Below are 20,133 nucleotides of genomic sequence, written 5' to 3'. Positions count from 1 at the left end.
TTGAGGTATATTTCACTATTTATTCATCTCCTTTAGAAACCTTTAAATAATTTTTTTTAACAATCGTTTTGTATATATTTAATAAATTTTTTTTTATTTTTTCGTTTTCAATATTATTAAGACATTCTGGATATTCTATTTCAATTTTAATTTCTTCATCCTTTTCTATTTTACAAATCTCTTTTAATTCAAAATTTGATGTCTTAAATTTTAAATTATCTATTTCTATGCCTAAATTTTTTTTTATTCTATCAAAAATTATATTTGAACATAGAGAAATTTCACTACTTATAATTGGATGGTTCGTTGATATGATTAAAGTTTTATTGCTCAATTTTGTTGGTCTTGAAAGCTTGGAAAGCTTTGGTCCAACAATTTCTAACCAATTTTTTTCAATAATAAAACATAATCTTAAATTCTTTGGAACTTGATTTAATATTATCGAATCTATTTTAAACATAAGATTTACTATAATACAGTTCTTTCAAAATCTTCAATGTTTAAATTAGCAGTTGTTGTGATAAATATATAGCCTTTTATTTTTTCTATCCACTTTAATAACTTATTAGTATTTATGCTATCCAAAAATGAATTAAACTCGTCAAATAAAGAAATACAATTATAATCTTCAAATATTTTTATTTTTGCTAATTGAAGCGCAAGAGAAAATTTTTTTATTTCTCCTGTTGATAAAAATGTTGAATCTATATTTTTTATTTTTATTGTAAAGTTATCCCTGGATGGGTTTATTAAATTTCTTTTAATTTTTGATTCAATTATCTCTCTATTTTTCATTTCTTTTGAATCTAGACTTTTATAAAACTTGATGTCTAAATCTTCTTCATCAATAAATTCTCTTATATTAATAAATAATTTATTTAGAACTTCCTCTCTGAGATTTGATATATCATTTGACAGCTGAGTAAGCGTTATATCATAGCTTTTTAATAATTCTCTATCTTTATTATTTTTTAAAATAAAGTTTTTTTGTGTATTTAAGTTTTTAATGTCTTTATAAAGTTTTATTTTTTCTGGATTTATATTAATTATAGTTTCATCTAAAAATTCCCTCTTTTTCTTTGGTTCTTGTGATAATAGAAGAGAATCGAATAAATTTATATAAAAGACTTTGAAATACTTCCATAAAATTAAGTTGGAATTTAATTTTTTATCATTGAATTTTATGATTTTATTTTTGTTGTTTATCGATACTTCAATTCTTTTTCCGTAAATCGTATTTTTTAAAAGTGAGTTATTTTTTGAGAAATTTATTAGATTTTGATTTGTAATATTATTTTTTGTTTTCCCTCTTAATGTTAAATAAATTGCTTCTATTAAATTTGATTTTCCAGATGCATTCTCACCAATTATTAAATTTTTTTCATTAAAATTGAATATTTTGTGGTCATAATTTCTAAATTGGTGTAATTCTAAAAACATTTCTATCTTTCTGGTCTTGCTGGAAGTGTTATATAAGTAGTATTTAATTCATTTTCTATTGTTATAGGTTTGTTTTCGTCTTTATATGTAAATAATATTTCATCTTCTGTAAAAATTTTTAAACCGTCTATTAAATATTGCGACTTAAATAAAAATTCTATTTTATTAATCTCTGTTAACGATTTAGTTTTTAATTTTGTGTTTATTCTTGTATCTGATGATTTTATTGTTATGTCATCGTTTTCTAAGATTAATTTTATTATTTCTGATTGTGAAGAGGTAAAAAGTAACTTTTTTATAAAGTCCTCTCTATTTATGTGAAGTCTGTATTTGTTGTCTGAAGGTATAGCCTTTTCATAATTTGGATATTCATAATTAAGTTTTTTAACTGATAAAATTTTTTCGTGAGTTGATAATATCCAGTGTGTATCTGTTAAGTATGACATTGGAGTTATTGCATCAAATTTAATTATTTCTTGTGCGCATTTTTTTGATATAGTGAAGTTCATATCTAATTCTTCTTCAGGTTCTATCTTATAAATTGATAATCTAAATCCGTCTGTAGCTGCTATAGTTGTAGTTTTGTCTTTTGTCTTGAAGTTTACTCCGCTCATCTTAGAATCTGAGCTTTGTGAGCTTGAGTTTATTACTTTTTCAATTGCCTTTTTTATTGTTGAAAATTTTATTATTTTTGGTTCTATTTTAGATATATCAATTTGTTCTGGAAAGTTTGGATCTTTTTTTATCGGTATTGTTGCCGATAGGTTTTCACCCTTTAAGTTTAATTCCTCATCTTGAAATTCTAATGTAATTTTTTCATTTGGATAGTTTTTAATTAGATTGGATATTTCATTAGACTCTATTAAGATTGGTTCTATGGTTACATCTTCTTTAATTTCAAAAACATAAATAGTTTCAACTTCTAAATCAGTAGATCTGAATATCATGTTTTTTTCTTTTGTTTGTACTTGTATATTTCTTAATATTTCAACTGGATGTTTCTTAATATTTTTTGATAGGTCTTGTATTATTTTATTTAACTCTTTTATTTCTAATTCTATTTTTATTTTTCCCTCACTTGATGAGTTTTCCACATTGCCTTTTATCTCTTCCATTATTTAACTCCTTTATAAGTAATAGTAATAGTTCTTGTGGATATGTTGATAACTCTCTTTTTACATGTTGTAAAGCTATTTTGGTTGTTGAAAACTTGTTTACTGTTTGATGCTTATGTGGATAATTTTTATTACATCTAAAGTTATTAACCGTTTATTAACTTTTATCCACACAATATTAACAAGTTATCAACAGGTTATCCACATTTGTTGATAAGTCAACCTTTTTTTAAGTTACTCTTAAAGATGTCTTTATTTGTTCCACTATTCTTTTTACTGATTGATCGTTGCTTATATCTTCTTTAATTCTTTCATATGCGTGTATTACAGTAGAGTGATCTCTTCCAAAGTATTCTCCAATTTGCGGTAGGGAATTTTTTGTTATTTCTCTACATAAATACATTGCTATTTGTCTTGCATTGGCCTGATGACTTTTCCTTCCTCTGCTTTTTAGATCCTCGAGTTTAATTTGCATTATTTTGGAAACAGCAATAGAAATTTCATCCATAGTTGGTTGATTGTTTAGCTTATTTTCTTCAATATTTTTTAAAGCTTCTTGTGCGTATTCTACAGTTATTTTTGATTCTTGATTAATAGAACAAAGGGCCATGGCTTTTGTTAAAACCCCTTCTAATTCCCTTATGTTTGATGCTACTTTTTCAGCTATTAAAATTAGTGCATTTTGCTCTATGTCTATTTCTTCTATTTCTGCCTTTTTTTGGAGTATTGCTATCCTTGTTTCTAAATCTGGAGGCTGCACATCAGCAATCAATCCCATTTCGAATCTTGTTCTTAATCTTTCTTCTAAAGTTCTAATCTCTTTTGGTGGTCTGTCTGATGATAGCACTATTTGTTTTCCAGACTCGTAAAGCGTATTGAAAGTATGAAAAAATTCCTCTTGAGTTCTTTCTTTACCTGCTATAAATTGTATATCGTCAACTAATAATATATCTATATTTCTGTAATGTTCTTGAAATGAGTTAATTTTGTCATCTTTTATTGCATTTATAAATTCATTTGTAAATTTTTCACTTGTTATGTATAACACGTATAGATTTGGTTTTTTGATTCTGACAGTTGTCGCTATTGCTTGAAGTAGATGTGTTTTACCGAGTCCTGCCCCCCCATAAATAAAAAGAGGGTTGTATGCCTTACCTGGATTATCAGCTACAGCAAGCGATGCTGCGTGTGCCATTCTGTTTCCAGGACCTATAACAAAGGTTTCAAAAGTATATTTTGATAAGAAGCTGTTTTGTTCAACTCTCTCTGTCTGTTGCATTCTTTGGTTATTATTTCTTTTTTCAACATCATCATAACTTTCCATTGATTGATCTACTTCTAAATATAATTTTAGATTTTCTCTTTCAATTATGTCCTCTATGATGTTCTTTAACTTACTAGATTTTTGTTCTACATAAGTTTTTATAAAGTCATTTGGCACTATCAATGTTAACCTGTTTTCTTCCTTGTTAATTATTGCTTTTGAAGGTTTTAAAAAGGCTTCTACCGTTGGTTTTCCCATTTTTTCTTCAACTGTATCTAATATTTCATCCCATATACTATTCACGTCACCGAACCCTCTCAGTTATCTTCTACCTCTTTTAAAATTTGTAGATATATTTTATCATAGATAGGTTATCATATATTATCCTAAAATTTGAGGTGAATCTTAATGTCAAAAAGAACTTATCAACCAAAAGTCAGAAAGCGTTTTAAGATACACGGTTTTCTGCTCAGGATGAGTACTAAAGCTGGTAGAAAAATTATTAAATCTAGAAGAACTAAAGGTAGACACGACCTTGCGGTAAGTGCTTAGTAAGGATAAATCACTAAGCAACTCATTAGAAATTCGTAGTGTATTAAATTCTAAAAGAAGAGATGGCTTGTATTTTAATGTATTTTACAGACCCTCTCAATCTTTTAGAATTTGTGTTATTGTATCTAAGAAAGTTTCAAAAAGTTCTGTTAAGAGAAATTATATGAAAAGACTTGTAAAGAGTTTTTGCGTTAAAGAGTTTTTTTGTAACAAAAACAGAAAGGATTTTTTTGATATTGTAATTTTGGTTAGGAAATCTTTTACAAAAGCTAACAGAAGAGAGGTTATACAGGAGCTAATAAATTTATGCAAATATATTTAAAATATTTTTTAATATTTTTAATAAAGTTTTACCAAAAATTTATTTCTCCCTTGAAGGGCAGAACTTGTATTTTTTACCCTACTTGCTCTGAATATGCAGTTATTGCTATTTCTAGATTTGGACCATTTAAGGGCAGTTTTTTGGCAATAAAGAGAGTTTTAAGATGCCACCCATTTAATCATGGTGGATATGACCCTGTACCAGAAAATTTCTTAGTTCGAGAGGAGAAATGAAATAGTGAATTCTTTTTTTAGTTGGTTTGATACTAATCTTTTTCACCCTATTTTTTATTCTTTGCTGAGTTTTTTGCATGATTTTGGCTTGGTAATTATTCTTATCACTCTTTTGATTAGAGCTTTGTTGTGGCCGCTTAACCACATATCTCTCGATCAAATGAAAAAGATGCAAAAACTTCAACCTAAAATAAAGGAACTTCAAGAGAAATTTAAATCAGATCCCCAACGTCTTCAAACTGAGATGGTAGCCTTTTATAAAAATAATAAAATAAATCCATTTGGCGGATGCTTGCCAATGCTTATTCAACTCCCTATACTTATTGCATTTTATTATTTTTTATTAAGCCCAGAATTAAAAGCTATTATTGCTCAGACCCACTCAGCTGTGAATTTTTTGTGGATTTCTGATATAACCGAGAAAGATCCTTTTTATATTCTTCCTGCTCTGCTTATGGCTACAACCTTTATACAGCAGAAAATGACAACAAACACTGCTGACAAGATGCAAAAACAGATGCTTCTAATGATGCCGCTCTTCTTGGGATTCATATCCATACAATTTCCTGCTGGCATTTTAATTTACTGGAACGTTTCTAACTTCATTGGAATAATTCAATCCTATATAATAATGAGAAAGCATGCATGATGGTTAGAGAGGTTTTTGTTACAGCTAAAAATCAAGAAGAAGCGGTAAAACGCGGTCTTGAATTGCTCGGTATAGATGAAAATTCGCCATTTGACATTGAGGTATTAGAGCAACCAAAAAAAGGTCTTTTAGGAATCGGCTCTAAAGAAGCCAAAATTATTTTGAGATATACACCTTCTGTAGAAGAAGTTATATCAGAAGTAATTCATGCATTAATTAACGAGATTCCAGATAGCACTTTTTCTTTGAATTCATACATTGAAGGGGACATACATTTCGTTGAAATTAATGGTGACAATATTGGATGTCTTATTGGTAGACACGGGGCAATACTGAAATCAATAGAATTTTTATTAAATAGAATTGCTAAGATTAGCTCTAATGAACATAGCATTAACCTTGATATCAATGGATATTGGAAAAGTAGAACTGCCTTTCTATATGAGTTATCCGATAAACTTGCAGAAAAGTGTGTTAATTATAGGAAGAAAATTGAATTTTTACCGTTGCCCTCTCATGAAAGAAAGGTAATTCACGTATATCTTTCCAAGCGTAACGATTTAAAGGTATATAGTGTTGGCGTTGGTAAAACCAGGCACATAGTTATTGAACCATTAACTAATGGTAATAGATAATTTTAAGAGCCAAAGTTTAATATTTAAAGGGCTATTTGAAAAATATCTCCCAGATTTTATGAGATATTTTGATGATATAAATCTTTTTACAGAAAAACTTTTTATATATAATAATAAACACTCCTTGGTATCTTTTAACACTGTTGATGAATTTTTTTTTAAACACATATACGACTCTTTATATCCAACAATTATCTGTTCTGATTTCTTCAAATCATCAAATTTTCTTGATATTGGATCTGGCGCAGGCATCCCTGGTCTTATCTTATCTATTTGTTTTCCAGAAATTTACTGGTCATTATTGGAGCCAAAACACAGAAGGGTTATTTTTCTTTCAGGCGTAATTTTTGATTTGAGCCTGCACAATGTTTTTGTTGTACAGAAAAGGTTTGAAGATTTGGTTGAGGCGCCCAAAAGAATAATTTCAAGGGCCACATTTCCTTTAGAGATCATGTTGTCTGTTTTAAGTAAATATAAGGGTTTGGTTGCTGGATTATGGCTTGGAAAAAGCTTTAATAATACTGTCTTGAACGATTTTAATTGCCAAATATTTAATTATAATTTGCCAGAGGGTTTTGGTGAGAGAAATTTTTTAGTAGTTAACTTCTAATTTGACATCTATAGCCTTTCTAAAATATAATAAGCTGGATGGTGGATGTAGCTCAAAGGCAGAGCACTGCACTGTGGCTGCAGATGTTGGGGGTTCAATTCCCCTCATCCACCCCATTTAGCGCCCGTAGCTCAGTTGGATAGAGCGACGGACTTCGAATCCGTTGGTCAGGGGTTCGAATCCCTTCGGGCGCGCCATTAGGAAAAATAGCAAAATAGTTTTCTTTAAAACATTAATATTTTTATACCCCAGTTGTGGTCAGGATATCTTCGCTCGTTTCTTGTCTCATTATTCTTCCTATGTCCGATCTTGTAATTATGCCAACCAGCTCATTGTTTAGGTTATCTTTTACCACTGGTACCCTTCCAATGCCCTTTGACATAATTATTCTCATAAAATCGTACAATGAATCTTCAGGGGTCAATGTTATTAAATTTTTTGTCATGATATCCTTTGCAAGAACTTTGTTTTTGTCCAGTTTTCTTGCTTTCCACAAATCTGTTTTTGTTATCATTCCTACCAAAAAACCGCTGTCTGTAATGGGAATGCCCGTATATATATTTTTTGTCATGATATCTTCAACCTCAGCAAGTTTTAGATCTGGACTTGCTGTCAGAGGCTTTTGCATAGCCTCTTTTATCTTTATATAGGTTAAATAGTGTGATATGCATTCGTCCTGATATGCAGGTGAGTCCATTCTTCTTTCGACCTGTGCGCTGTATATGCTTTGATGTCCTGAAAAGAAATCGGCTACGAACACAGAGATCATTGATGGAATAAGAAGATCGTATCCATGACTCATTTCTGCTACCATAACAATAGTTGACAAAGGCGCTTTTGAGACTGCTGCATAGACGGACATCATGCCTACAATAGTAAATGATGTTATATCAAGATTGTTATTTGGAATTATGTTTGACAAAAGGCTACTGACTGCAAATCCTGTAAGTCCGCCCGAGACAAGCGATGGTCCAAAAACGCCTCCTGGACTGTTAAATCCCAATGTAAAGCCTAATGCCAATACCATTGCAACGATGCCGATGATTGTGAACTGAGGTGTGATGATGTCAAGTCTTTTATCAGTTATAAGCTGAATCCACCCATAACCGCTGCTGATAACCACAGGGCTTATCATACCTATCAGGCCTGTAACAAAGCCACCTATTGGCTGAATCATATATTGAGGCAGAGGCAATAGGCTTGCAAGCTTTTTTGAGTATAAAAACGACTTCATTATAGATTTTGCAATAAACATACAGGCAAAACCAAGAACTATGTATTGCAATAATGCCACTATTTTAAAATTTTTAGCGGCATCTACGTGTATATAAAATAAGGGCTCAAATCCAAATGTCAATCCTACACAGGTGTAGGCTATTATCGCAGAAATGAAGCAGCTAAGCATTGATTGTATCTCAAAGTCTTTTTTATAAAAAACCTCAGCGCCAACTATGGCACCAGCAAGAGGCGCTCTGAAAACTGCTCCAAGACCTGCTCCAAGACCTGCTGCTAGAGCAATCCTTCTTTCCCCCTCGCTTAAATTTAATTTTTGGGCTATAAAAGAACCTAAACCTGCTCCGATTAACGACATCGGCCCCTCCCTGCCTGAGGTTCCACCCGCGCCAATTGTAATTGTTGAGGCTAAAAGCTTTACAAATGTTGTTTTTATATTAATTACTGCCTTTTCAAAGTGGTATGCTTTAATGGCTGCGTTTGTTCCAGCGCCGCTTGCCTCAGGCGCAAACCTATATATTAATAAGCCCGATATTAATCCCCCTAGTGCAACGCTTACTGGAAATAGATATGGTCTAGCAATAATAATATGGTATAAATCTGGGTTACCGCCTTCTCCTGTAACTGCTGGCGGATAATACCCTACTAGTAATCTTAAAAACACAAAAGAGGTATATTTCAAAGCTAATAAAAAGATTACTGCCGCTATGCCAACTGAAATTCCTATTAATACTGGGACATACAGATATCTTCTTGCATCTTTCGTTTTCATTCTCTCTATGTAAGGCATTTTGCTAAAATTTTTAAGGAGAACTTGTAGGTTGTTTATTAACTCTCTTTTTGTCAACTCTCCTCCATAACTTTGTGTGCTTTATACTATTATACTGACATTATACTTTGTTAACCCATAAGAATTTCAACTTATTTTATAAGAAAAGTATTATATAAACTTATTTGTTCATCAAATGTCATGCGTTCCTGTAAAAAATTAAATATAAAAAATTAGGATGCACTTAAAGATAATTTTTAGAACAATACACTAATTAACCTGTCTTTGATACAAGCTTATAAAGTAAATGCTCTGAGATAGATTTAATAAATAGATTTCTATCTCAGAGCATTTAAAAAACGAAGTATTAAAGTTAATTATGTTGTTGTGTTCAAAAGAGAACCTGTTGAACTACTGGCAATATCATTTGTAAGATTTTGAGAAAGAGATTGTAAGAAGTTTACAAGCGTAACATTGTTAGATGAGGAGGTAGTACTTGATGAATTAGAGGTAGAATTGCTAATAAGATTTGAGAATGCATTGTTAAGACTGGTGAGATCGGTATTAGAAGTGCTTGAAGTTGTAGAATTGCTTTGTAAAGATGAAATTAAACTATTTAAAGAAGAGAGTATAGAGCTGCTAGAATTGTCAGTGCTCGAAGTAGAGGAAGTAGTGCTTGATGTAGTGCTTGTCTGATTCAATGCAGCCATTAGCTCTTGTAAAAATTGGCCGGCTGCTCCGCCACCTCCTCCACCATGGTGCCCATGATGTCCTGATACAGATACAGCGTTGGCTTGCATACCTTGGGGTGTGAGGCTATATTGCTGCAATGTCTGCATAAGAGCTTGACCAATAGCTGTTGGTGATGATTGTGAAGATTGATTCTGGTTTAGTGTATTGTTGCCTGAAGACGTAGAATTAAGATTGCTGGTATAAAGTTGATTTTAAACAGAATTTACATTTAAGGTTGACACTTTTACCTCCCAAATTTGTATTTATATAGCATTTTAGATGCTCGCTATACTAATATAATATCGACAATTTTCTTAGTTTAATTTATCTTTTTTATTTACTTAAGTTTAAAAAATTTTTTGAATATTTATAGATCATGTTTCTTGAGAAACATTTTAATTAATTATATTTTTTATTAATCCTTCAATATTCGCCTTGCTCTTTTCAATATTGTCTGGCTCTATCTGTTTGACTAAAGCGCTTCCTATAATTACCGCATCTGTTGGCAGATTATCAAATTGCTCTTTTGAACTAACGCCAAAGCCTGCAGCAACATATTTTGAGCTAATCTTCTTGACGCGTTCGAGATAGGTATAAGTGTCGTTGCTGTAATTGGATCTGGCTCCTGTTATGCCGAAAACAGTTACTGCATAAATAAAAGCGTTAGCATAATCGGAGATTTTTTTTACATCCTCTTCTTTTATGTTTGGAGTTGCAAATGGAACGTAAGAGATGTCAAATTTTTCAAGATGGGGTCTGAGCCTGTGCGATTCTTTAAAGGGTAAATCTGGAACTATCACGGCATCTGCGAAGGAGGATATCCTCTTTGCAAAATTTTCTTCGCCTTTATTGTAAATTAAGTTGTAATACAACATCGGTATAATTGCAATGCCAAATTCGTCTTTTAATTCGTCTGCCATGAGATAGACGTCTTCGCTTTTTGTGCCATTTTGGATAGCAAAGGAGTAACTATTTGTAATAGTGGGTCCATCTGCAACTGGATCAGAGAAAGGAACTCCAAGCTCGACTACCTTTATACCACAACTTACTAACACTTTAACGAATTGTTTGGTAGCATTTATCGATGGGTAACCAGCGGGCAAAAATGGAATTAAAGTTTTCTTCTCTTTTAAAATCTCTTTAATTTTGTTCATTTTTCGCCTCCATACTTTTCATAATCGTTTGCATATCTTTATCTCCCCTACCAGATAGATTTATAATTATCGTGCTGTCCTTTTCTAATTCCTTTACCTTTTTTATTGCAAGAGCTACGGCATGCGCGCTTTCAAGCGCGCAAATTATACCCTCTTCCTTTGCGAGTATTTCAAGCGCGCACATTGCTTCATCGTCTGTTATCCCTTCATATATAGCCCTTCTCGAATCTTTCATATAAGAGTGTTCTGGACCTACTCCTGGGTAATCTAACCCGGGGGCAATAGAGTGAGCTTCTTCTACCTGACCATCTGAGTTTTGTAAAAGATAGCTTAGAGATCCATGTAATACGCCTGGCCTTCCTGCTGATAGGGTAGCTGAATGTAGCCCTGTTTCTATTCCCCTTCCTGCTGCCTCTGCGCCGAATATCTTTACGCCATCGTCTTCAACAAAAGCTTTGAATAATCCTATAGAATTACTCCCACCGCCGACACAAGCAAAAATTGCATCAGGCAGTGCACCTGTACTTTTGAAAATTTGCAATCTTGCTTCTTCTCCAATTATTCTTTGAAAATCTCTTACTATAGTTGGAAATGGATGTGGGCCAGCAGCCGAGCCTATCATATAATGAGTGGTATTTATATTTGTAACCCAATCCCTCAAGGCCTCGTTCATTGCATCTTTTAGCGTTTTTGATCCGCTATCGACCTTGTTCACCTTTGCTCCAAGGAGTTCCATCCTAAATACGTTTAATTTTTGTCTTTCATAATCAACCGAACCCATATAAACCTCGCATGGAATTTTTAGAAATGCACAAACGGTAGCAGTTGCTACGCCATGCTGCCCTGCTCCAGTCTCTGCAATAACCCTTTTCTTGTTTAACCCCTTTGTAATTAACCCCTGGCCCAGACAGTTATTCAATTTGTGCGCTCCTGTGTGCAACAGGTCCTCCCTTTTTAAATATGTATTAACTCCAAATCTCTTAGAAAAATTTGGGGCCCAGGTTAATGGAGTGGGCCTTCCTGCATACTCTGTTAATAAGTTATTAAATTCTTTAAAAAATTCTCTATCGCCCTTAATTTTTTTGTAATAATCCTCGAGCTCATCAAGCGCATATATTAGAGTTTCTGGGACAAAGGCTCCGCCAAATTTACCAAAGTCTCCACTAAAAATTTTATCCAATTTTTTAACCTCCATAAATTAATTAAAAAAATATTTGATTCTCAATTGCAGCGAAAAATTTTTCTAATAGATCGGGATCTTTTTTGTTATCTCTTTCTACTCCAGATGATAGATCTATCCCGCAAATTTTAGCATTTGAAATCTTTTTTAAAGTTTTGTGGACATTTTCGCTGTTTAGCCCGCCGGCAATAAAGAATGGAACGTCTAAATCATAGTTTTTTAAAACGCTTGTGTTGAAAACCTTGCATCCTCTTGCCTTATCAAATAAAAAAAAATCGGGTTTGTATTCTGAAAGATTTTCTGGAAGGCTGTTTTCTATCCTAAAGGCCTTTATTGCGATGAAGTTGTTTTCTTTTATGATCTCTATATCTTTTGGGCTTTCATCCCCATGAAGTTGAATGCCAAAAAGATTACAGGCTTTCGCAATCTTCAATACATCCTCTATTTGGCTGTCTTGGAACACACCTATAAATTTTTTACTACTTAAACTATTTACTATCTTTTTACCTGTTTGTATATCTATTTTTCTAGGACTCTCGCAAAATATGAATCCCATATAATCTGGCATAAATGAGCTTGATACAATTGCGTCTTCAAGGCTTCTTATCCCGCAGATCTTAACAAACACAGTTTAAATGTCCCTATTTATTAAAAAATCTTTAATCTTGTTACTTTGTGACTCAAGGGCCAGCTTTACCACCGTCTCTCCTATTAGGGCCCCTGAAATGTTGTATTCTAAAAGTCTATCAATCTCTTTTGAAGATTTTATCCCAGATTCTGAAACTATCTTAATGCCCTTTGGTATATATTTCGATAGCCTAAAAGTGTTGTTTATATCTACTTCAAAGGTTTTTAGGTTTCTATTGTTAATGCCAATTATCTTTGGTTCTAACTCCAAGGTATCTTTTAATTCCTCTTCATCGTGAACCTCTATCAGGGAGTCAAGCCCAAGGGCGCTGGCATATTCGTACAGCGCCCTTAACCTTTTAAGATCCAAAATAGATGCTATAAGCAGCACGCAATCAGCTCCTACTAAATATGCCTCGTCTATCTGCTCTTCTAATAGAATAAAATTTTTGTATAAAATAGGTAGATCACAAAAAGACTTTATATAAGAAATATATAGAGGATCGCCTTTAAAATCTCTTTTATTTGTAAGGACTGAAAGCGCTTTGCAACCGCCTTTTTCGTAGATATCAATAAATTTTCTAATTTCAAGCTTAGGATTTTTTATAAACGTCCCCTTTACAGGAGATGCTGGCTTAAATTCACATATTATGCTTACAGGTTTGAGAGCGTTAAAAAATGACTTAACAGGTTTAGGTCTCCCATATTTTTTTATCATATTGAAAAAATCTCTTCTTTGTTTGAATTCTTCTATCTCTCTTTGAGAAATTTCTTCTAAGATATTCATAATGTGTTTGTGTAGTTTTTCAAGGTTTCGAATTTCGAGAGCGCTAATTTTGAGTCTATCGAATCTTTGGCCATCGAAAGTGCTTCTTCGAAATTTGAAGTATAGTCACTTGCCATTATTGCCATGGCGGCATTGAAAACTACTATGTCTTTGTCAAAGCTATCCTCTCCCCTTAAAACCTTCATTATCTTTTTCGCACTTTCATCCGAATTCTCTACAACAAATTCTGAGGATGACACTCTTTGAAATTTATATTGTTCGGGATCGATAAAGAATTCTCTTGATTTATCCCCTTTAATTTCAATTACATAATTTGGGCCCTCAAGGGAGAGCTCATCCATCCCTCCAGCACCGTGGACTAGATATATATGTTTTGGATTGAGGTTCTTTATTACCTCAGCCAATGTGGGCATTATTGATTTATCAAAAACGCCAATGACTTGATTTTCTACCCCTGCTGGATTTGTTAGTGGTCCTAAGATATTAAAAAATGTTCTAATACCAAGCTCTCTCCTCATGGGAGCTACGTTTTTCATAGATGGATGAAGTAGCGGCGCGAATAAAAATGCTATTCCTATGTGATTGAGGCAGTCTTCTATTACGTCTGGGCTAAGATTAATGTTAAAGCCGAGCTTCTCTAAGACGTCTGCCGAACCAGATGAGCTTGATACGCTTCTGTTTCCATGTTTTGCTACTGGTATTCCTGCCCCTGCAACGACAAAAGCGCTTGCAGTAGAGATATTAAATGTTTTAAGTCCATCGCCGCCAGTCCCGCATGTATCAACAGCAATTGGGTGCCTGGTTTTAATTTTCCTTACATGCTCCCTCATTGACTTTACAAAGCCAGTTAATTCATCCGGGGTTTCCCTCTTCATCCTGAGTCCTATAAGAATTGCACCAATCTGACTTTGCGTCACTCTTGCGTCCATCATATTGTCCATCAAGCCTTTTGCTTCAACTTCCGAAAGGTGCTCGCTGCTCAAAATCTTGTCTAATATGCTCTTTACCACCTGTCTCTCTCCTCTCATCTTTTTTACTCCTAGTTTTATTTATTTAAATTCAAAAAATTTTTAAGTATCTTTTGACCGCTTGGGGTCATAATCGACTCTGGGTGAAATTGGAGCCCATAAATTGGCATCTCTTTATGTTTAAGCGCCATAATTATGCCGTCATCAGTGCTCCTTGCCAATATTGTAATCTCTTCTGGTAAGCCCAGCTCATCTAAACACAGCGAATGATATCTCATCGCCTTAAAAGGGTTTTTCAATCCGTTAAAAATTGTATCGTTTATAAAATTTATCATACTTGTTTTGCCGTGCATAAGATTTTTTGCTTTTATAACTTTAGCTCCAGAGAGATATCCTATTAATTGGTGTCCAAGGCATACACCTAAAAGCGGTTTTTTATTTTTTTTAGCGTATTCAAAAGCTTTTGAAGATAGTTTACAATCTTTTGGATGTCCTGGACCAGGAGATATGACCAATCTGTCAGGATTGAATTCTAATATCCGTTCAAAAGGCTCATCATCTCTTAATACAATCATATCTTTTTTTGTTCTTCTAATCTGTGCGAAACCTTGGACCAGATTGTACGTAAATGAATCAAAGTTATCAATTATTACAAGTCTCTCTCTCACAGCGTCTCTCCCTTGTTAACAATAGAAAGAAGAGCCTTTGCCTTATGAATTGTTTCAAAATATTCGGTAGGCGGGTCAGAGTCAGCGACTATTCCAGCACCAGCCTGAAGATATATCTTGTTATCCTTGAAGAAAGCGGTTCTTATGGCTATACAGGTATCAAAATTTCCGCTTATATCAAAATATCCAACCGCACCAGCATAGGGTCCTCTTCTCTCTGGTTCTATGGAATCTATTATTTCAATTGCCCTGATTTTAGGGGCTCCCGATACGGTTCCCGCTGGAAACGAGGCAAAAAATGCTTCTATAGGATTTATGTTTTTATCTAATAGCCCTGTAACCTCGCTAACAATGTGCATTACGTGTGAATAGTTTTCTACTTTCATAAACTCTTCAACCTTTATAGTTGATGGGGCGCATACCCTTCCAAGGTCGTTTCTGGCAAGGTCTACCAGCATCACATGTTCTGCGCATTCCTTTGGGTCTTCCAAGAGTTCTTTGGCTAGTCTCTTGTCTTCGCTTGGATCCTTGCCTCTCTTCCTTGTTCCCGCAATAGGTCTTGAAAAAAGTTTATTGTCTCTTAAAGTGAGAAATGTTTCTGGTGAAGAACCAGAGATCACCACATCGTTTAACTTTATGTGGAAAAGATATGGCGATGGGTTTAGCCTTCTTAAATCTCTATAAAATTCGAAAGGATCTCCTGGAAAAGCCGAAGACAATCTCTGAGAGAGGACAGTTTGAAATGTGTCGCCATTTTTTATATATTCTTTGATAGTATTTACGCCGTCCTCATAGTCCGACTTTTTTATATGACTTTTTATAATATTATTGCCATCTTTTTTCGTGTCTTTTTGTAGGTCTAGCGAATCCTCGTGTCCCTTTAATGAATTGCCAATATTGCTAGATTGAAGTATTTTTTCGCCCTCGTTAAGGAAAAACTCTGCTCTTTCTTCGTCCGACTGATAAAGCGAATGGCTCATAAGGTATATGGTATCGGTAAAGTGATCAAATGCAATAATAAGACCGGGGAAAAAAAGCGTTGCATCTGGAAATATAGAGGGCTTTTCAAATTTTAAAGACTCTTCATAGAATCTTACGCATTCATAGCCGATATAGCCCACCAATCCTGAGCTAAAAGGGCATATCGTGTCAACTGCTGGCAGTTTGTTAAAAATTTCTTTTAGAATTTCTATAAGCGAGTTTGTAGTGTTTATACTTTTTATGCCTATTTTTTCAAGATCCATATCCGCAACTATTCTAGTGGTTTTTGAGTTTGTAGATATGATGAATCTTGGAAAGGCTCCTAAAAAAGAATACCTTGCAAGCTTATTAAAGGTTTTGCTCTCCAATAAAAAAGAATATGGCAAGTTTTTCAACTTATCATATATGCTTACAGGGGTTTGTGAATCTGCAGAAAAAGATCTAACTAATAATTTTGACATAGAACTCTCCTCTCGTCTCAACTAAAAAACCTCTCTTCTAAGTAACTCTAAAACCTACGACTTTATTTATGATAACAAAAAATTGTATTGTGTCAACAATCAAATTTGACCTTGTGTTAACGACATTAACCTGTAAAGATTTTATTAAATGCCCTATGTTTTGATAATCTTCACTAAAATGATTTACAATAAAGGTTAATAATTGATTGTGGAGGTTAAAAATGAAGTTTGAAAGGGTATTGGTAGCTCTTGATTTTTCAGAACAATCTTCAAAGCTTTACCATGCTGTCAACGACTTTAAGAAATTTGGCGTTCGCCAAATTTATCTTGTACACGTTATAAACCCTGATGTCTTAGAGGTGAACAAGGAAGTTGTGAAGATTGCATCAGATCACTTTAATTCTTACTTAGATAGATATACTTCAGAAGGAATTGAGGTCTTTGTAAAAATCCTTATTGGAGATGTCGCAGATCAAATTGCTGCTTACTCTGACGAGATAGATGCGAATCTGGTAGTTGCGTCAGAACACGGAGAGGGATTTTTTAAGGATATATTTGTTGGCAGCAATTTGTTTAATATTATTAGGACATTAAAGAGGCCTGTCTATGTGGAAAGGTTTCAGGAAACCGAAAGTGGCTTTCTGACTTCTAAAAATAGATTTAACAAGGTATTATTTCCAACAGATTTTTCTAAAAGTTCAATGAGAGCTTTTGAATTTTTAAAAGACTTCTCTACAATTATAAGAGAAATTATTTTGCTCCACGTTTTGAAGCCCACTGATGCAAATCTTATGATAAAAGAAGCATCGATCGTAAATGAAGCTATTGAGCAGCTTACCTTAGGTCTTACAAAGGTTAACGCAAATGCAAGGTATTTGGTATTAGAAGGCAATCCTGCCAAACAAATTGAATTTACTGCTATAAAGGAAAACGTATCTATGCTAGTTATGAGCACAAGGGGAAAGGGATATCTTGAAGGGCTCTTGCTTGGCAGTGTAGCAGAATACCTTTTGCTACACACAAGGATCCCTATATTGTTTGATTAATATCTTTTTTTGTTTTATCATAAAAATGTTTCTTGAGAAACATTTTGGAGGTTAATTATGAAACTGAGTGAGGTCTATAAGTTAGCCATTAATATGGGAATTGAAGCCGATCCGCGAGGAAAGGAAGAGGTCTTCAGACACCTTGAAAGGGTTAAGAAAAATTATGAAGAGTTAAGTGAAAAGAAAAAAGCCAGGTTTGATAAGGAGTTGTTGGAAAACCCATACTCTGATAGTCGAATACTTTGTGGAAAAGAAGATCAGATAGTAAAAGGGATTTTTGTAGGCATTGATATGGAGGTACCAGAAATCATTCTTGCTGATAGACTGGTAGAAAAGGGCGAAAGAATAGACCTTATATTTGCCCACCATCCTGAAGGGAAATCTCTTCCGGGATTGGAGGGGGTAATGCACTTACAAGAGGATATACTTTTTTCGCAGGGGATACCTATAAATGTAGCTGAAAATCTTATGGGATCGAGGATATCAGAGGTTTCTCGCTCTGTTCACCCTGCTAATCACAATAGGGCAGTAGATGCTGCTAAACTTTTAGGGTTCGCATTTATGAATATTCACACTCCGGCTGACAACATTGTTACAAAATTCTTGACAGATCTCTTTTTAGAAAAGAAACCTGAAACGGTAGGCGAAGTTGTAGATATCCTACTTGAAATTCCTGAGTACAAAGATGCGCAAGCGCATAATTTTGGACCAAAAATTGTAAATGGAGCAGAAAAAAGTCGTTGTGGAAAAATTTGGGTAGACATGACTGGCGGAACGTCAGGGAGCAAAGATGCTTACGAAAAGCTTTCTATTGCTGGCATTGGAACTATAGTAGGCATGCATATGAAAGAAGATCACCTACAGGAAGCTAAGAAGTTTGGAATAAACGTTGTTATAGCTGGTCATATGCCATCAGACTCGGTTGGAATGAACTTTATACTTGATGAGATTGAAAAAAATGGCGTTAATATAATTCCAACATCGGGACTCTTCAGAGTAAGGCGTTGAAAAGAACTATAGTTTTTTCAAATCAGAAGGGCGGTGTAGGCAAAACTACATGCGCAGTTAATTTGGCAGCCTCTTATGCAGAGATAAACAATAAGACTCTTATTATAGATTTAGATCCTCAGGGCAATGCTACTACTGGTTTAGGAATCAACAAAAGAAAATTAGACTCCTCATCATACGATCTTTTGGTATCAGAAGATTTTGTTGAACCAGTTGACACTGGCATTGACAATCTTAAAATAATTTGTTCACATCCAAATCTATCTGGCGCAGAAGTGGAGCTCGTCGAAGATTCAGATAGAAATATAAAATTGAAGAAAAAGTTAGATAATTATCGCGACTTTGACGTAATAATCATCGATACTCCGCCATCATTGGGTATATTGACCCTTAATGGGCTTAGTGCTGCAAAGGATTTGATCGTTACAATGCAAGCTGAGTTTTATGCACTGGAAGGGCTTAGCATGATAGTTAATACCTATGAAAAAGTCAGATCTAGACTTAACCCAGAGCTTAACCTATTGGGCATTCTTGTTAACATGTTTATGCAAAGACTGGTCGTTTCTAACGAGGTATTAAGCGACCTGAGATCACACTTTAATGATAAAGTTTTTAATACATTGATTCCAAGGAGCATTAGGGTGGTAGAGTCGCAAAGTTACGGAAAACCAATAATAATCTTTGATCCAAGGTCTGTAGTTAGTAACGCTTTTAGAGAACTCTTACAGGAGATAGAAGGCAATGGCTAAAAGAGGAATGGGCAGAGGACTTGATGCGCTTTTGGGGGATGATAAGTCTGAACATACGTTAAGGATTATTCCACTGTCGAAGATAGTGCCAAACCCTTATCAGCCAAGGAAATTTTTTGATACTGAGAGCATTGCAAGGCTCTCGGAGTCCATAAAGGCACACGGGGTTCTTCAGCCTATAGTGGTTAGAGAAAAGGGCCAATTTTATGAGTTGGTCTCAGGAGAAAGAAGAATTAGAGCATGTGAAATGATAGGGATTGTAGAAATACCAGCTGTTGTCAAGGATATAGCAGATGATCAGATGGCAATACTTGCCCTTGTTGAAAACTTACAAAGGGAAAACCTTTCTGCAATTGATGAGGCAAGGGCATACCTGGAACTCCAGGACAAGTTTGCAATGACGCATGAAGACATATCAAATTCAGTTGGCAAATCTAGATCGTATGTTACGAATACCATAAGACTGCTCCAACTCCCAGATGAGGTAATCAAACACATCGAAAACAACGATATAAGCCCTGCACATGGAAGGGTTCTCCTGTCTTTGAAAAACATTGATCAAATACTATTGTTCGCAAAAAAGATAGTTGACGAGGGCATATCTGTAAAGGATGCAGAGGAACTGAAATTAAAAATTTTTCCAAACAACAATAGCATTGATAGTTCGACTAAAAAAATAAAGGGCAACAATCGATCTTTAAAAAGCGAAAAAGAGGTGACACAAGATGAAGAGCTTAGGTTTGCTGAGATTGAAATCTCCAAGAAACTTAAAACTCCAGTTCATATATCGTTCTCCGGTAATGTTGGACGTTTTGTCATCGAGTTTTACTCGAAAGAAGAGCTCAACAATCTTGTCGAAAAAATTTTTAGTATTTATGGGCTCGAGGAGTAAATATTAAATTTAAATGTTTCAACACAATTAATTCTAAGCATTTAAAAACAGTGGCTAC

General features: G+C 34.0%; 23 protein-coding genes and 2 tRNA genes. 12 read left to right on the top strand and 13 right to left on the bottom strand.

Translation table 11 applies throughout. From position 1 onward, the window contains the following. Positions 1–19: 19 nt before the first annotated feature. The 4 genes from V4762_RS00780 to dnaA all read right to left on the bottom strand — a co-directional run bounded on the left by V4762_RS00780 (position 20) and on the right by dnaA (position 4,122). Positions 20–460, bottom strand: coding sequence for a DciA family protein (locus V4762_RS00780; protein ID WP_347313856.1), 441 nt, complete (start codon positions 458–460; stop codon positions 20–22). Positions 461–468: 8 nt separating this feature from the next. Then, positions 469–1,440, bottom strand: coding sequence for a DNA replication/repair protein RecF (locus V4762_RS00775; protein WP_347313855.1), 972 nt, complete (start codon positions 1,438–1,440; stop codon positions 469–471). A gap of 2 nt (positions 1,441–1,442) precedes the next feature. Next, entirely contained in the window at positions 1,443–2,555 is a 1,113-nt protein-coding gene (locus tag V4762_RS00770; protein WP_347313854.1) for a DNA polymerase III subunit beta, read from the bottom strand. Between the two features lie 229 nt (positions 2,556–2,784). Further along, positions 2,785–4,122 carry a chromosomal replication initiator protein DnaA gene (gene dnaA / locus V4762_RS00765; protein ID WP_347313853.1) on the bottom strand — a complete coding sequence of 446 codons (1,338 nt, stop codon included), beginning with the start codon at positions 4,120–4,122 and terminating at the stop codon, positions 2,785–2,787. 105 nt (positions 4,123–4,227) lie between these two features. Between dnaA and rpmH the strand changes: the two genes are divergently transcribed. The 8 genes from rpmH (at position 4,228) to V4762_RS00730 (ending at position 7,017) form a co-directional block, all read left to right on the top strand. Then, positions 4,228–4,371 carry a 50S ribosomal protein L34 gene (gene rpmH / locus V4762_RS00760; protein ID WP_347313852.1) on the top strand — a complete coding sequence of 48 codons (144 nt, stop codon included), beginning with the start codon at positions 4,228–4,230 and terminating at the stop codon, positions 4,369–4,371. After that, the gene (gene rnpA, locus V4762_RS10025) at positions 4,364–4,693 is read left to right on the top strand and encodes a ribonuclease P protein component (protein ID WP_458646928.1); all 330 of its coding nucleotides are present in this window, start codon (positions 4,364–4,366) and stop codon (positions 4,691–4,693) included. The genes rpmH and rnpA overlap by 8 nt, the downstream gene beginning before the upstream one ends. Continuing rightward, on the top strand, positions 4,678–4,926 hold the full coding sequence (gene yidD, locus V4762_RS00755) for a membrane protein insertion efficiency factor YidD (protein ID WP_347313851.1): 249 nt from the start codon (positions 4,678–4,680) through the stop codon (positions 4,924–4,926). Before rnpA ends, yidD begins: the two co-directional genes overlap by 16 nt. A gap of 4 nt (positions 4,927–4,930) precedes the next feature. Further along, positions 4,931–5,575 carry a YidC/Oxa1 family membrane protein insertase gene (locus V4762_RS00750; RefSeq protein ID WP_347313850.1) on the top strand — a complete coding sequence of 215 codons (645 nt, stop codon included), beginning with the start codon at positions 4,931–4,933 and terminating at the stop codon, positions 5,573–5,575. After that, positions 5,572–6,210 (top strand): RNA-binding cell elongation regulator Jag/EloR, encoded by a 639-nt coding sequence (jag, locus tag V4762_RS00745; protein WP_347313849.1) that lies wholly within the window; start codon positions 5,572–5,574, stop codon positions 6,208–6,210. The genes V4762_RS00750 and jag overlap by 4 nt, the downstream gene beginning before the upstream one ends. Then, positions 6,197–6,820: a 16S rRNA (guanine(527)-N(7))-methyltransferase RsmG gene (locus tag V4762_RS00740; RefSeq protein ID WP_347313848.1), complete on the top strand. Its 624-nt coding sequence runs from the start codon at positions 6,197–6,199 to the stop codon at positions 6,818–6,820. Before jag ends, V4762_RS00740 begins: the two co-directional genes overlap by 14 nt. 41 nt (positions 6,821–6,861) lie before the next feature. Further along, a tRNA-His gene (locus tag V4762_RS00735) sits at positions 6,862–6,936 on the top strand. A gap of 4 nt (positions 6,937–6,940) precedes the next feature. Next, a tRNA-Arg gene (locus tag V4762_RS00730) sits at positions 6,941–7,017 on the top strand. A 44-nt stretch (positions 7,018–7,061) separates the two neighbouring features. On the opposite strand, the gene V4762_RS00725 is transcribed toward V4762_RS00730, so the two are convergent. From V4762_RS00725 to trpE, 9 genes are all read right to left on the bottom strand, one after another. After that, the gene (locus V4762_RS00725) at positions 7,062–8,900 is read right to left on the bottom strand and encodes a chloride channel protein (RefSeq protein WP_347313847.1); all 1,839 of its coding nucleotides are present in this window, start codon (positions 8,898–8,900) and stop codon (positions 7,062–7,064) included. 299 nt (positions 8,901–9,199) lie between these two features. Next, the gene (locus V4762_RS00720; RefSeq protein ID WP_347313846.1) at positions 9,200–9,661 is read right to left on the bottom strand and encodes a hypothetical protein; all 462 of its coding nucleotides are present in this window, start codon (positions 9,659–9,661) and stop codon (positions 9,200–9,202) included. A 288-nt stretch (positions 9,662–9,949) separates the two neighbouring features. Further along, positions 9,950–10,708 carry a tryptophan synthase subunit alpha gene (gene trpA, locus V4762_RS00715; protein WP_347313845.1) on the bottom strand — a complete coding sequence of 253 codons (759 nt, stop codon included), beginning with the start codon at positions 10,706–10,708 and terminating at the stop codon, positions 9,950–9,952. Continuing rightward, positions 10,695–11,879, bottom strand: coding sequence for a tryptophan synthase subunit beta (trpB, locus tag V4762_RS00710; protein WP_458646929.1), 1,185 nt, complete (start codon positions 11,877–11,879; stop codon positions 10,695–10,697). Before trpB ends, trpA begins: the two co-directional genes overlap by 14 nt. A gap of 31 nt (positions 11,880–11,910) precedes the next feature. Beyond that, entirely contained in the window at positions 11,911–12,516 is a 606-nt protein-coding gene (locus V4762_RS00705; RefSeq protein ID WP_347313843.1) for a phosphoribosylanthranilate isomerase, read from the bottom strand. Positions 12,517–12,519: 3 nt separating this feature from the next. Then, entirely contained in the window at positions 12,520–13,302 is a 783-nt protein-coding gene (locus tag V4762_RS00700; protein WP_347313842.1) for an indole-3-glycerol phosphate synthase TrpC, read from the bottom strand. Then, positions 13,299–14,330 (bottom strand): anthranilate phosphoribosyltransferase, encoded by a 1,032-nt coding sequence (gene trpD, locus V4762_RS00695; RefSeq protein WP_347313841.1) that lies wholly within the window; start codon positions 14,328–14,330, stop codon positions 13,299–13,301. The genes V4762_RS00700 and trpD overlap by 4 nt, the downstream gene beginning before the upstream one ends. A 17-nt stretch (positions 14,331–14,347) precedes the next feature. Continuing rightward, complete coding sequence (locus tag V4762_RS00690) at positions 14,348–14,938, bottom strand: anthranilate synthase component II (protein WP_347313840.1); 591 nt, start codon at positions 14,936–14,938, stop codon at positions 14,348–14,350. Beyond that, positions 14,935–16,380 carry an anthranilate synthase component I gene (gene trpE, locus V4762_RS00685; protein WP_347313839.1) on the bottom strand — a complete coding sequence of 482 codons (1,446 nt, stop codon included), beginning with the start codon at positions 16,378–16,380 and terminating at the stop codon, positions 14,935–14,937. The genes V4762_RS00690 and trpE overlap by 4 nt, the downstream gene beginning before the upstream one ends. A 221-nt stretch (positions 16,381–16,601) precedes the next feature. Between trpE and V4762_RS00680 the strand changes: the two genes are divergently transcribed. The 4 genes from V4762_RS00680 to V4762_RS00665 are packed head-to-tail and all read left to right on the top strand — an operon-like array spanning position 16,602 to position 20,075. Beyond that, the gene (locus V4762_RS00680) at positions 16,602–17,426 is read left to right on the top strand and encodes a universal stress protein (RefSeq protein ID WP_347313838.1); all 825 of its coding nucleotides are present in this window, start codon (positions 16,602–16,604) and stop codon (positions 17,424–17,426) included. Positions 17,427–17,483: 57 nt separating this feature from the next. Then, the gene (locus V4762_RS00675; protein ID WP_347313837.1) at positions 17,484–18,434 is read left to right on the top strand and encodes an NGG1p interacting factor NIF3; all 951 of its coding nucleotides are present in this window, start codon (positions 17,484–17,486) and stop codon (positions 18,432–18,434) included. After that, positions 18,431–19,183 carry a ParA family protein gene (locus tag V4762_RS00670; RefSeq protein WP_347313836.1) on the top strand — a complete coding sequence of 251 codons (753 nt, stop codon included), beginning with the start codon at positions 18,431–18,433 and terminating at the stop codon, positions 19,181–19,183. Before V4762_RS00675 ends, V4762_RS00670 begins: the two co-directional genes overlap by 4 nt. Next, on the top strand, positions 19,176–20,075 hold the full coding sequence (locus V4762_RS00665) for a ParB/RepB/Spo0J family partition protein (protein ID WP_347313835.1): 900 nt from the start codon (positions 19,176–19,178) through the stop codon (positions 20,073–20,075). Before V4762_RS00670 ends, V4762_RS00665 begins: the two co-directional genes overlap by 8 nt. The last annotated feature ends 58 nt before the right edge of the window (positions 20,076–20,133 follow it).

It is taken from the genome of Thermodesulfobium sp. 4217-1, from assembly GCF_039822205.1.
In the GTDB taxonomy this organism is placed as follows: domain Bacteria; phylum Thermodesulfobiota; class Thermodesulfobiia; order Thermodesulfobiales; family Thermodesulfobiaceae; genus Thermodesulfobium.
This window is presented reverse-complemented; position numbering and strand designations above follow the sequence as displayed.